General features: G+C 53.6%; 11 protein-coding genes. 9 read left to right on the forward strand and 2 right to left on the reverse strand.

Annotated features, from left to right (window positions below):
- The first annotated feature begins 79 nt into the window (after positions 1-79).
- From sdhC to sucD, 9 genes are all read left to right on the forward strand, one after another.
- Entirely contained in the window at positions 80-454 is a 375-nt protein-coding gene (gene sdhC / locus G367_RS0108405) for a succinate dehydrogenase, cytochrome b556 subunit (protein WP_020412676.1), read from the forward strand.
- Positions 448-816, forward strand: coding sequence for a succinate dehydrogenase, hydrophobic membrane anchor protein (gene sdhD, locus G367_RS0108410; protein ID WP_026305008.1), 369 nt, complete (start codon positions 448-450; stop codon positions 814-816). The genes sdhC and sdhD overlap by 7 nt, the downstream gene beginning before the upstream one ends.
- A 3-nt stretch (positions 817-819) precedes the next feature.
- Positions 820-2,592 carry a succinate dehydrogenase flavoprotein subunit gene (gene sdhA, locus G367_RS0108415; RefSeq protein ID WP_020412678.1) on the forward strand — a complete coding sequence of 591 codons (1,773 nt, stop codon included), beginning with the start codon at positions 820-822 and terminating at the stop codon, positions 2,590-2,592.
- Positions 2,593-2,611: 19 nt separating this feature from the next.
- On the forward strand, positions 2,612-3,316 hold the full coding sequence (locus G367_RS0108420) for a succinate dehydrogenase iron-sulfur subunit (protein ID WP_020412679.1): 705 nt from the start codon (positions 2,612-2,614) through the stop codon (positions 3,314-3,316).
- Positions 3,317-3,524: 208 nt separating this feature from the next.
- Entirely contained in the window at positions 3,525-6,359 is a 2,835-nt protein-coding gene (locus tag G367_RS0108425) for a 2-oxoglutarate dehydrogenase E1 component (protein WP_020412680.1), read from the forward strand.
- Positions 6,360-6,405: 46 nt separating this feature from the next.
- The gene (gene odhB / locus G367_RS0108430) at positions 6,406-7,599 is read left to right on the forward strand and encodes a 2-oxoglutarate dehydrogenase complex dihydrolipoyllysine-residue succinyltransferase (protein WP_020412681.1); all 1,194 of its coding nucleotides are present in this window, start codon (positions 6,406-6,408) and stop codon (positions 7,597-7,599) included.
- A 65-nt stretch (positions 7,600-7,664) separates the two neighbouring features.
- Entirely contained in the window at positions 7,665-9,107 is a 1,443-nt protein-coding gene (gene lpdA / locus G367_RS0108435; protein ID WP_020412682.1) for a dihydrolipoyl dehydrogenase, read from the forward strand.
- A 161-nt stretch (positions 9,108-9,268) separates the two neighbouring features.
- Positions 9,269-10,435 (forward strand): ADP-forming succinate--CoA ligase subunit beta, encoded by a 1,167-nt coding sequence (gene sucC / locus G367_RS0108440; protein WP_020412683.1) that lies wholly within the window; start codon positions 9,269-9,271, stop codon positions 10,433-10,435.
- A 2-nt stretch (positions 10,436-10,437) separates the two neighbouring features.
- Positions 10,438-11,310: a succinate--CoA ligase subunit alpha gene (sucD, locus tag G367_RS0108445; protein ID WP_020412684.1), complete on the forward strand. Its 873-nt coding sequence runs from the start codon at positions 10,438-10,440 to the stop codon at positions 11,308-11,310.
- Positions 11,311-11,419: 109 nt separating this feature from the next.
- On the opposite strand, the gene G367_RS0108450 is transcribed toward sucD, so the two are convergent.
- A complete protein-coding gene (locus G367_RS0108450; RefSeq protein ID WP_020412685.1) occupies positions 11,420-12,808 on the reverse strand; it encodes an MATE family efflux transporter in 1,389 nt (462 codons plus the stop codon).
- A 12-nt stretch (positions 12,809-12,820) separates the two neighbouring features.
- On the reverse strand, positions 12,821-13,387 hold the full coding sequence (locus G367_RS0108455) for a DUF2239 family protein (RefSeq protein WP_020412686.1): 567 nt from the start codon (positions 13,385-13,387) through the stop codon (positions 12,821-12,823).
- Between the last annotated feature and the right edge of the window lie 152 nt (positions 13,388-13,539).

Below are 13,539 nucleotides of genomic sequence, written 5' to 3' on the forward strand. Positions count from 1 at the left end.
AGTGATCAGCAAGCAGCTCGTCCCTCCATTGAAAAGCTAACGGGCGCCCGGTCGTTCAGGGCAACAAGGTGTTTTTCCTGTGAACAAAAACAGACCTGTCAATTTAGACATTTCCACTATAAAGCTTCCCGCTGCCGCTTTGGTTTCCATTTTGCATCGAATTTCTGGCGTTGTGCTCTTCGCCGTTGTAGCGCTTCTGCTCTGCATGCTCGATGCCAGTCTGGAATCAGAGCAAGGCTTCGCCGATGTCGCGGCAGCATTTAATAGTATTCCAGCCAAGCTCATCCTATGGGCCTCTCTGGCAGCTCTTATATACCATCTGGTGGCGGGTGTGCGTCACCTGTTTATGGATATGGGTATGGGTGAGAGCCTTGAGGGCGGCCGTCGCAGTGCTATTACGGTGCTGGTGGTGAGTGTAATCCTTATTCTTTTAGTGGGAGTATGGTTGTGGTAAGAACAGTAACTAGCTTCGGCCGTAGCGGCACTTTCGACTGGCTCTACCAGCGAGTTACCGCAGTGATACTGCTCGCGTATGTCCTCTTTATAGTGGGCTTTATCTTTTTCACTAAAGACTTTGGCTACCAAGCCTGGTCTGAGCTGTTCGCCCAGCGCTGGATGCGCGTATTCAGCTTGGTTGCTCTGCTTTCCACCATTATTCACGCCTGGATTGGCCTCTGGTCCGTGGTTACCGATTACATCACCAATCGGATGATGGGCGGTAAAGCCACTGTTCTGCGCTTGTTCGTAGAAGTGGTTCTGGCTGCGGTTGCCGTGTTGTACACGGTGTGGGGCATTGAAATTCTTTGGGGTGTATAAACAATGGCGAATATGCGTACTATTTCTTTTGATGGGATTGTAATTGGCGGTGGTGGTGCTGGTATGCGCGCTGCCCTGCAGATGGCCCAGTCAGGTTACAAGACTGCGGTAATTACCAAAGTATTCCCAACCCGTTCTCACACAGTGTCCGCCCAGGGCGGTATTACCTGTGCGATCGCCAGCTCCGACCCCAATGACGATTGGCGCTGGCACATGTACGATACCGTTAAGGGTTCCGACTATATCGGTGACCAGGAAGCGATCGAATATATGTGTTCCGTAGGTCCGGAAGCCGTGTTCGAACTGGAGCACATGGGCCTGCCGTTCTCCCGTACTGAAGAAGGCCGTATTTACCAGCGTCCTTTTGGTGGCCAGTCCAAAGACTTCGGCCGTGGTGGTCAGGCTGCCCGTACCTGTGCCGCTGCTGACCGCACCGGCCACGCGTTGCTGCACACTCTGTACCAGAACAACGTAAAACATAAAACCGAATTTCTGAATGAATGGTTTGCCATTGACCTGGTGAGAAACCAGGATGGTGCCGTTGTTGGTGTTATCGCCATGTGCATCGAAGATGGCGAAGTGGTATTTATCAAGTCCAAGGCGACCGTATTCGCTACCGGTGGTGCCGGTCGTATCTTCGCTTCCACCACCAATGCACACATCAATACCGGTGACGGTGTCGGTATGGCCCTGCGTGCCGGTATGCCGGTTCAGGACATCGAGATGTGGCAGTTCCACCCAACTGGCATTTATGGTGCCGGTGTTCTGGTGACCGAAGGCTGTCGCGGTGAGGGTGGTTACCTGATCAACAAAGACGGCGAGCGTTTTATGGAGCGCTACGCCCCCAATGCTAAAGACCTCGCGTCCCGCGACGTTGTAGCCCGCTCCATGGTGCTGGAGATCCTCGACGGTCGCGGTTGTGGTCCGGAAGGCGATCACGTATTCCTGAAGCTTGATCACCTGGGTGAAGAGCTGCTCAACAGCCGTCTGCCCGGTATCTGTGAGCTATCTAAGACCTTTGCACATGTCGACCCGGTTAAGGCGCCGATCCCGGTAGTGCCGACCTGTCACTATATGATGGGCGGTATTCCCACCAACGTTCACGGTCAGGCCCTGACCCAGGACGCTGCCGGCAACGACCAGATCATTGACGGCTTCTATGCCTGTGGCGAGGTTGCTTGTGTATCCGTGCACGGCGCTAACCGTCTGGGTGGCAACTCTCTGCTGGACCTGGTGGTATTCGGACGGGCTTCCGGCCTGTTTATCGAGAAGGCCCTGCGCGAAGGTATCGAGCACCGCGAAGCTTCCGAGTCCGATATCGAAGCCGCTATGGCTCGTCTGAACCGTCTGGAAACCAACGAAACCGGCGAGAAAGCTGCCGACCTGCGCAAAGAGCTGCAGGGTGTGATGCAGAATCACTTCGGCGTATTCCGTCGCGGCGACTACATGGCAGAAGGTGTGAAGAAGCTGGCTGATCTGCGTGGGCGTATTGAAAATGTGCGCCTGGACGACAGAAGCCGCGCGTTTAATACTGCCCGTGTTGAAGCCCTGGAGCTGCAGAACCTGTTGGAAGTTGCTGAGGCTACTGCAATTGCCGCGGAGACCCGCACTGAGAGCCGCGGTGCCCATGCCCGCGAAGACTTCCAGGAGCGCGACGATGAAAACTGGCTGTGTCATTCCATGTATTTCCCGGCTGAGAAACGTGTCGGCAAGCGTGCGGTAAACTTCGCACCGAACACCATGGAAGCCTTTGAACCGAAAGCTCGGACCTACTGATTCGGGAGCGGAATAGAGTATGTTGAAAGTAAGCATTTACCGTTACAACCCGGAAGCCGATAAAGCGCCGTATATGCAGGACTATGAGCTGGACACCAAGGGCAAGGACCTGATGGTGTTGGATGTTCTGGAGCTGCTGAAGGCCGAGGATCCGACCCTGTCGTTCCGCCGCTCCTGTCGCGAGGGTGTGTGTGGCTCCGACGGTATGAATATTTCAGGCCGCAATGGCCTGGCGTGCACTACGCCACTGTCTGAAGCTGCCCCTAAAGGTAAGCTGGTCCTGCGTCCGCTGCCCGGCTTGCCGGTAATCCGCGACCTGGTCGTGGATATGGAGCAGTTCTACGAGCAGTACAAAAAGATCGAGCCGTACCTGCAAAATGACACTCCGGCTCCGGCGATTGAGCGCCTGCAATCTCCAGAAGATCGCGAAAAGCTCGATGGCCTGTACGAGTGTATCCTGTGTGCCTGCTGTTCCACTGCCTGTCCGTCTTTCTGGTGGAATCCGGATAAGTTTATAGGCCCGGCCGGCTTACTGCAGGCTTACCGCTTCCTGGCGGACAGTCGCGATCTGGCCACTGACGAGCGCTTGTCAAACCTGGACGATCCTTTCAGCGTATTCCGCTGCCACGGTATCCAGAACTGTGTGAATGTGTGTCCAAAGGGATTGAACCCAACGCGCGCCATTGGCCATATTCGCAATATGCTGCTGACGCGTGCGGTATAGGGGAATCCGGGTCATTAATCGACCCGTTAGGGGCCACTTGTAGTGGGTCCGGTGCCAGGTAAGGCGCTTATCTAATGATAAAGCCGGTGAGAACCGGCAACTAATTGAAAAGGGGAGGTGGCTTTATGCGCCTCCCCTTTTGTGAGTGAAAGGAAAGCGCAGTGGCTTAGGCAAATAAGAGCCCACTGCAATCGAGGTAGGCATCAAAATGCACGAAAGTACCATGGAGCAGCTGTGGCGTAGCTCCCATATCTCCGGGGGCAATGCCGCCTACGTGGAGGAGCTTTACGAGACCTATCTGCACGACCCCAACGGTGTACCGGAGGAGTGGCGCAATTACTTCGACAGCCTCCCCCGCGTTGGCGGTAGCAGCGACGTTTCCCACGCCGCAGTGCGCCAGCACTTCGAACTGCTCAGCAAGCATCGCGCCCGCCCTGTGGCGGCACCAGGCTCCGGTTCCGGCTCTATTAATCTTGAGCACGAGCGCAAGCAGATCAAGGTTCTGCAGCTGATCGATTCCTACCGCCATCGCGGCCATAAGAAAGCTACCCTGGACCCGCTCGGCCTGATGGCCCGCGAACAGGTGCCCGACCTGCAGTTGAGCTACCACGGCCTGACTGAAGGTGATTTCGATACGACCTTCAATACCGGTAGCCTGTTCCTTGGCAAAGAAGAGGCGACCCTGCGTGAAATCGTAGAGGGCTTGGAGCGGACTTATTGTGGCAATCTGGGTGCGGAGATCATGCATCTCTCCAATCTGGAAGAGCAGCAGTGGTTCCAGCAGCGCCTGGAGCGCAGCCAGTCCAAGGCCAACTTTGGCACCGATATCCAAATTGAAATTCTACAGCGTCTCTCTGCCGCAGAAGGCCTGGAGCGTCACCTGGATTCCAAATACCCAGGCACCAAACGCTTTGGTGTGGAGGGCGGTGAGAGCCTGATCCCGATGATGGATGCGCTGATCCGCCGCTCCGGCACTTACGGGGTGAAGGAAATTGTGATCGGCATGGCCCACCGCGGCCGCCTGAATACCCTGGTGAATATCCTCGGCAAGAACCCTGCGGATCTGTTCCAGGAGTTCGAAGGTAAGAAAACCCTCGATACCTCTGGTGATGTGAAATATCACCAGGGTTTCTCCTCCAACGTAATGACCCCCGGTGGTGAAGTTCACCTGGCCCTTGCCTTTAACCCATCGCATCTGGAAATCAGTGCGCCTGTAGTGGTTGGCTCTGTGCGCGCCCGTCAGGACCGCCGCAAAGATGCTGCTGGTGAGAAGGTAATGCCGATCAATATCCACGGCGACGCGGCTTTTGCCGGCCAGGGTGTTGTGCAGGAAACCCTGCAGATGTCCCAGACCCGCGGTTACTACACCGGTGGTACTGTGCACATCGTACTGAACAACCAGGTGGGCTTTACCACCAGCAAGCGCGAAGATGCCCGCTCCACTGAGTACTCCACCGATCCCGCCAAAATGATCGATGCACCGGTGCTGCACGTGAATGGCGACGATCCGGAAATGGTCGTATTGGCGGCTCTGCTGGCTGTCGATTACCGTTACGAATTCAAGAAAGACATCGTCATCGATCTGGTCTGCTATCGCCGTCGCGGTCACAACGAGACCGACGACCCATCCGGCACCCAGCCGCTGATGTACCAGACCATCCGCAAGCACAAAACCACTCGCACTCTCTACTCTGAGAAGTTGGTGGAAGAGGGCATCCTGGACAAGGTTGCAGCGGACAAGCTGGCGAACGACTACCGCGATAAGCTGGATGCGGGTGAAGATGTGGCCACTGGTCTGGTTAAGCAGCCGGACTCGTCCATGTTTGTAGACTGGAGTCCCTACCTGGGCCACGACTGGCAGGTGCCTGCAGACACCGGTTTCGCAATGCCGAAACTTCAGGACGTCGCCAATCGTATGACCACGGTGCCCGATGGCATTGTGATGCAGCGTCAGGTTTCCAAGATTTATGATGATCGCCGCAAGATGGCCGGTGGCGCCCTGCCGCTTAATTGGGGTATGGCGGAAACCCTGGCCTACGGCACCCTTCTGGAAGAGGGTTTTATGGTCCGCTTTACCGGTGAGGACGTGGGCCGCGGAACCTTCTCTCACCGCCATGCGGTAATTCACAGCCAGAAAGACGGTCAGAGCTATGTGCCTTTGCAGCATATGTTCGAGGACCAGCCGCCTTTCTACATGTACGATTCCCTGCTGTCTGAGGAAGCGGTACTGGCATTCGAATACGGCTATGCCACTACCACGCCAAAATCCCTGGTGGTGTGGGAGGCTCAGTTCGGTGACTTCGCCAACGGCGCCCAGGTCGTGATCGACCAGTTCATTACTTCCGGTGAGCACAAATGGGGTCGTATGTGCGGCCTGGTATTGATGTTGCCACACGGGTATGAAGGCCAGGGTCCGGAGCACTCCTCCGCGCGTCTCGAGCGCTTTATGCAGCTGTGTGCCGAGCACAATATCCAGGTGTGTAACGCCACTACCCCGGCACAAATCTTCCACTTGCTGCGTCGCCAGGCGGTGCGCCCGATGCGCCGCCCGCTGGTGATTATGAGCCCTAAATGGATTCTGCGTCACAAGCTCGCTACTTCCAGCTTGGAAGAACTGGCTGAAGGTCGTTTCCAAAATGTGATTCAAGACCAGGGGGTGGACCCGGCAAAGGTTAAACGTCTGATCCTGTGTTCCGGCAAGGTGTACTACCACCTGCTGGAAGCGCGCATGGAGCGCGAACAGGAAGATGTGGCGTTCGTACGTATCGAGCAGCTGTACCCCTTCCCGGACGAGGAGTTCGTGGATGCGGTATCCGCATTTAAGAACATTAAGAGTGTTGCCTGGTGTCAGGAAGAGCCCATGAACCAGGGCGCCTGGTACCACAGTCAGCATCACTTGCGTCGCCTGCTGGCGGAAACGCATCCGAAGCTGGACCTGGAATACGTGGGCCGCGCCCCGTCGGCGGCACCTGCGGCGGGCTATATGTCCACCCATTTAGAAGAACAGAATAAGTTCATCAACGAGGCGCTGACCGTCAAGTAACGGGCGGCAGTATTTTAAGCAGAGACAATCTCAGGAAACAGGAAAAATGACGATCGAGATTAAAGCGCCAACTTTCCCGGAATCCGTTCAGGACGGTACTGTCGCCACCTGGCATAAAAAACCCGGTGAAGCCGTGTCCCGCGATGAACTGATCGTGGATATTGAGACCGACAAAGTGGTACTGGAAGTGGTTGCGCCGGCAGACGGCGCTCTCTCCGAGATCATTAAGGACGAGGGCGACACGGTTCTCTCCAATGAAGTGATCGCCAAGTTTGAGCCGGGTGCCGGCGCCGCTGCCGCTCCGGCGGAAGCAAAGGCCGAAGCACCTGCTGCTGAATCTGCAGCACCCGCTGCCGGTGAGAAAATCGCCATGCCGTCCGCCAAGAAAATGGCGGCCGAAAAAGGCGTTGATCTGGCTGGTGTGGAAGGCACTGGTAAAGGTGGCCGTGTTCTCAAAGAAGATGTCATGAAAGCGGGTACTGCACCTGCAGCTGCTGCCCCCGTCGCCGCTGCCGAAGTGGCTGTGACCCCGGGTGAGCGCGTAGAGAAGCGTGTTCCTATGACCCGCATGCGCAAGCGTATTGCCGAGCGCCTGCTGGATGCATCCCAGTCCACCGCCATGCTCACCACCTTTAACGAGGTGAACATGAAGCCGATTATGGACCTGCGCAAGAACTACAAAGACCTGTTTGAGAAGACCCACAACGGCACTCGCCTGGGCTTTATGGGCTTCTTCGTAAAAGCTGCAGTAGAAGCGCTGAAGCGTTACACCGCAGTGAATGCGTCTATCGACGGCAACGATATCGTTTACCACGGTTACCAGGATATCGGTGTAGCGGTTTCCTCTCCGAAAGGCCTGGTTGTGCCGATTCTGCGTAACGCCGAAAATATGGGCCTGGCGGATATGGAAAACAATATCCGCGATCTGGGTGTTCGCGCCCGCGATGGCAAACTGTCTATCGAAGAGATGACTGGCGGTACCTTCACCATCACCAACGGTGGTGTCTTCGGTTCCCTGCTGTCCACTCCGATTCTGAACCCACCGCAAACTGCAATTCTGGGTATGCACAAAATCCAGGAGCGCCCGATGGCGGTAAATGGCAAGGTGGAAATCCTGCCGATGATGTACCTGGCGCTGTCCTATGACCACCGTCTGATCGATGGTAAGGAAGCAGTTGGCTTCCTGGTAGCGATCAAGGAAATGATCGAAGATCCAGCGCGTATCTTGCTCGAAGTTTAAACAATAAATCTTGGGGCCTGCGGGCCCCCTCGATCACACTGCATTAGAAATATCTGGAACTGATCATGTCCGAAAAATTTGACGTAATCGTAATTGGCTCCGGTCCTGGTGGTTATGTCGCTGCCATCCGTGCCGCTCAGTTGGGCTTGAAAACGGCTTGTATCGAAAAGTGGAAAAACAAGGAAGGTAAATACGTAAATGGCGGTACCTGCCTGAACGTTGGCTGTATTCCTTCCAAGGCACTGCTGGACAGCTCCTGGAAATACCACGAAGCCAAAGATGCTCTCGACGTGCACGGCATTGAAGTCGGCAAGGTCAAGATGGATGTGAGCAAGATGATCGAGCGCAAAGGCGAGATCGTTAAGAAGCTGACCGGTGGTGTAGCAGGTCTGTTCACCGCCAATAAAGTAACCTCCATTTTCGGCACCGGCAAACTGCTGGCGAACAAGAAAGTGGAAGTAACCGACGACGAAGGCAACAGCACCGTCTACGAAGCTGAAAACGTCATTCTGGCTTCCGGTTCTGTACCGGTAAATATTCCGCCCGCTCCGGTAGATAACAAAATTATTGTCGATTCCACTGGTGCTCTGGAATTCACTGAAACTCCAAAGCGTTTGGGTGTTATCGGTGCCGGTGTTATCGGTCTGGAGCTGGGCTCTGTATGGAACCGCCTGGGCTCTGAAGTGGTTGTTCTGGAAGCGATGGATAAATTCCTGGCGATCATGGATCAACAGGTTGCCAAAGAGTCCCAGAAGATCTTCAAGAAGCAGGGCCTGGATATCCGTCTCGCTTGCCGCGTAACCGGCTCCGAAGTGAAAGGCGAAGAAGTGGTTGTTACTTACCAGGACAAAGATGGTAAAGAGCACCAGGAAACTTTCGACAAGCTGATCGTTTGCGTTGGCCGTCGCCCTTACACTGAAGGCCTTCTGTCTGAAGATGCCGGTGTGAAGATGGACGAGCGTGGATTCATCTATGTCAACGACCTGTGCATGACTTCTGCACCGGGCGTATGGGCGATTGGTGACGTGGTACGCGGCCCAATGCTGGCACACAAGGCCTCAGAAGAAGGTGTTGTGGTTGCCGAGCGCATTGCTGGCCAGAAGCCGATGATGAACTACGACGTGATCCCCAACGTTATTTACACTCACCCGGAAATCGCTGCGGTTGGTCGCACCGAAGAGCAGGTGAAGGCCGATGGCGAGCCCTACAACGTAGGCAGCTTCCCGTTTGCTATCAACGGCCGCGCTATGGCCGCCAACGATACCCAGGGCTTTGTGAAAATCATTGCTCACGCGGAAACTGACCGCGTACTGGGTGCCCATATTGTTGGCCCGTCTGCCGCAGACCTGGTTCAGCAAGTGGCGATCGCGATGGAATTCGGCTCCAGCGCCGAAGACATCGGTATGACGGTATTTGCGCACCCGACTCTTTCCGAAACTGTGAAAGAAGCGGCGCTGGGAGTGAACGGCCATGCGATTCACACCGTAAATCGCAAGAAGCGCAAGTAAGAACATTTTTCGATTTCGGGGCACTAATTATTGATTAATTAGCGCCCCGGTTTCATTTGTGGAATTTGAAATTTGCAACGACGGAAATTTTAAATTTCTCTTTCAGGTGCAGAGTGATCTGCAATTAGTAAACACATTTTATATGTGAATTGGTATTGACTATGAACTTGCATGAGTATCAGGGCAAACAACTGTTTGCGGAATACGGATTGCCGGTTTCCAAAGGCATTGCAGCGGAAACCCCGGCAGCGGCAGCAGCAGCGGCTGACGAAATTGGCGGTGATAAGTGGGTAGTAAAGGCCCAGGTACACGCTGGTGGCCGCGGTAAGGCTGGCGGTGTAAAGCTGGTAGATTCCAAGGCAGAAATTGAAGAATTTGCCAGGAAGTGGCTGGGCGAGCGTCTGGTAACTTATCAAACAGACGAAAATGGCCAGCCGGTTTCCCGTATCCTGGTTGAAAGCTGCACTGACATCGACCAAGAACTGTACCTTGGCGCCGTTGTTGACCGCTCCACCCGTCGTATCGTTTTCATGGCTTCCACCGAAGGCGGCGTTGAGATCGAGAAAGTAGCGGAAGAGACTCCAGAAAAAATCCTGAAAGCCACCATCGATCCGCTGGTAGGCGCTCAGCCTTACCAAGCGCGCGAGCTGGCTTTCAAACTGGGCCTGAACCCGACTCAGGTTAAGCAGTTCACCAAGATCTTCCTCGGCCTGGCAAAAATGTTCCAGGAAAAAGATCTGGCCCTGCTGGAAATCAACCCGCTGGTAATCACCACCGAAGGCAACCTGCACTGCCTGGACGCCAAAGTGGTAATCGACAGCAACGCGCTGTACCGCCACGCGGACCTGCGCGAAATGCACGATCCTTCTCAGGATGACGCGCGTGAAGCGCACGCTGCCAAGTTCGACCTGAATTACGTAGCTCTCGATGGTAACATCGGCTGCATGGTAAACGGTGCTGGTCTGGCCATGGGTACCATGGATATCGTAAACCTGCACGGCGGCAAGCCAGCTAACTTCCTGGACGTTGGCGGCGGCGCGACCAAAGAGCGCGTTGTTGAAGCGTTCAAGATCATCCTGTCTGACGAGAACGTAAAAGCCGTACTGATCAACATCTTCGGTGGTATCGTTCGCTGTGACATGATCGCCGAAGGCGTTGTGGGCGCAGTAAAAGAAGTTGGCGTTAAAGTACCGGTTGTTGTACGCCTGGAAGGTAACAACGCAGATCTGGGCGCCAAGGTTCTGAGCGACAGTGGCCTGAACATTATCGCGGCTACCAGTCTGACCGATGCGGCTCAGCAAGTGGTTAAAGCTGCGGAGGGTAAATAATCATGTCAGTATTGATTAACAAAGACACTAAAGTAATCTGCCAGGGCTTCACCGGCTCCCAGGGTACTTTCCACTCCGAGCAAGCGATTGCTTACGGCACCAAGATGGTTGGTGGTGTAACTCCGGGTAAAGGCGGCCAGACTCACCTGGGCCTGCCAGTATTCGATACCGTTAAAGAAGCGGTAGAGAAGACCGGCGCTGAAGCTTCCGTAATCTACGTACCTGCGCCTTTCTGTAAGGATTCCATCCTGGAAGCGGCCAACGCTGGTATCAAGCTGATCGTTTGTATCACCGAAGGTATCCCGACCCTGGATATGCTCGACGCTAAAGTGAAGTGCGACGAGCTGGGCGTGCGCCTGATCGGCCCGAACTGCCCGGGTGTTATCACTCCGGGTGAGTGCAAGATTGGTATTATGCCAGGTCACATCCACAAGCCGGGTAAAGTGGGCATCGTTTCCCGTTCCGGTACCCTGACCTATGAAGCGGTTAAGCAAACCACCGACTACGGCTTTGGCCAGTCCACCTGTGTGGGCATCGGTGGTGACCCCATCCCGGGTTCCAACTTCATCGATATCTTGGAAATGTTCCAGAACGATCCGCAGACCGAAGCAATCGTTATGATCGGTGAGATCGGTGGCACTGCTGAAGAAGAAGCAGCTGCTTACATCAAGGAAAATGTTACCAAGCCGGTCGTTTCCTATATCGCCGGTGTAACGGCTCCTCCCGGCAAGCGCATGGGTCACGCGGGCGCGATTATCTCCGGTGGTAAAGGCACCGCTGACGAGAAGTTCGCTGCTCTGGAAGACGCGGGTGTTAAAACCGTGCGCTCCCTGGCTCAGATTGGCGACGCTCTGAAGGAAGTTACTGGCTGGTAAGAGCTGGGTAAGTACCTTGTCTGTGAAAAGGCCGCTTCTTTCGAAGCGGCCTTTTTTATTTGATCTCAAAAATATTTCAGGAATGTTTTTCTATTTGGATTGGAAATAATCAGCCGGATGTTTGCTGAGTACCATATAAACCATATTTTTGACCGTGATTGCGTCCCCGCTGATAAAGGATAAAAGCCGTTAATATAAGCAGCATGAGTTCCGCGACTGGACCCGCATACCATATTCCCACTTCGCCCATGAGTGGGGGTAAAATCAAAATGAGTGGCAAAACGAAAACGTAAGTTTTTGCAATTCCGAGAATGGCGGCACGTTTGGCATCGCCTATAGCCTGGAAAAATGTGCTGATCATCATGAGTGGTCCGGCCAAAAAATAGACCAGCGTCATCATGGGCAGGATACGTGCAACCTCTGTAATAATCTGTTTATCGCTGACAAATAAGGCTCCCAAAGAGTCTTTCAGTATTAACACGCCAAGCTGTAAAGCGAGGCAGTAACCGAACGCTACTGTTAAAGCGATATTGATACTGCTGTCGGACCGAGACCAGCTTTTAGCGCCAACATTATTGCCGATCAGAGTCTGAAATGCCTGGCTCAGCCCGAGAAGTGGCAGGAAGATAAAGGTCATAATACGGGTAGTGATCCCATAGGCTCCTACTGTCGCATCGTAGTTACTAACCCCCCAGGCCTGGATACTAAAAATTACAGCAATAGATGTGAGTGATACACCGATGTAACTTAAGCTGGATGGTAAGCCCAAAGATAGGTATCCAGGCCAAAAATCACGCCTGCTTGAGATCCGGATAATCTGTGTATCAATCACCGTGCGGCCATAATGGCGATAGCACGCCACTATCAAAAGGGCGATTGCCTGTGCAAGGGCAGTGCCATAAGCAGAGCCGGCCACCCCCATCTCCAAGTGCGCAATAAAAATATAATTGAAAATAATATTGAGCATTACCGACGCAAGGGAAACCATCGCCATTAGCGACAGTTGCCCTTCGCATCGCAAAGTATCGGAATTCACAGAACTGATAAACAGAGTTGGGGAAAGGAAGATTAATATCGTTAAATAGGTGTACCCCATCCCTGCTAGATCTGCTGAGCCATTGGCAACTAATAGTGTTAATTGTTTACCCCAAGCCACAAATAACAACATCAACACAGTGCAAACCACCAGAGCTAGTGTAATAGCTTGGGAAAATGCCTGCCTCGCTTTATCTTTTTCTCCCGCGCCGAGTAATCTGGCCAATACACTCGAATATCCGCTGGAGATTAATGAAGAAAGTGCTACCAGTAACATAAACATTGGGAATGTTAAGGTTACTGCGGCTAATGCTTCAGCTCCTACATATTTCCCCAGGAAATAGGCATCTAATAGGGTAAACGAGCCGTTTACCAGCATTATCAGAATAATAGGCGCAGCAGTCTTAAAGAAAACCGGCAGTAAGGCGCCGTTAACAAAAATATTGTCGTGTTGATGAGTCATAGTAAGTTCACTTTACAAATTGCCGCTGTGCATCTCTGCGACCTCATTAAACTTACTCAATAAAAGTTGTTTGAGGTCCTCAGGCCAAAATTGAATGGCTTTTTCAAAGCCGACCTTGCTGTTTCTGTACAGTGCACGACTGGCCTCTTCGAAGCCTGGAGTATCTCCTGCAACTAACAGCATGAATCTATCGAGTTGATGCTGTTTTGTGGTGATTCTCTCCTCAAGCGAAACGTGCTTTTGTGCCTGCTCCACCAGCTTACGAAGAGTGGCAGAAGCACCGCCAGGCTGCTGACCCAGCCATTCCCAGTGACGGGGAAGCAGGGTAACCTCCTTGGGAATAACGCCTAACTTGGGGCGTCCACGTTTAGTTTTCGGGGCCGGTACATCCACCGATAAGGCTGCCAGTACTTCCTCGGTATCTCCGTGCCAATCCACCTCTATCCGTTTACAGCTATCGGCTTCAAAGACCATGGGCTCATGAGTTGTGCCCATACTCTTCACCCGGCGCACAATTACTTCCAATGTCCCCCGCGCAACAATCTGTTGCTGGTCGATAGCGATATAGTCAGTAGCCAAAGTATTTCTCTATATTTACCCGGGTTAAATATTTATGTCCGGGTAAATATAGTGCATTGATCACCATATGTACAAGGAATGTTTCTCTGCATGGCCTCTGCCTTTGATGTGACCCAATAGGGAAGGGCCTCCCAAGCTGAGGTTGACCGCTT

This window comes from Microbulbifer variabilis ATCC 700307 (assembly GCF_000380565.1).
In the GTDB taxonomy this organism is placed as follows: domain Bacteria; phylum Pseudomonadota; class Gammaproteobacteria; order Pseudomonadales; family Cellvibrionaceae; genus Microbulbifer; species Microbulbifer variabilis.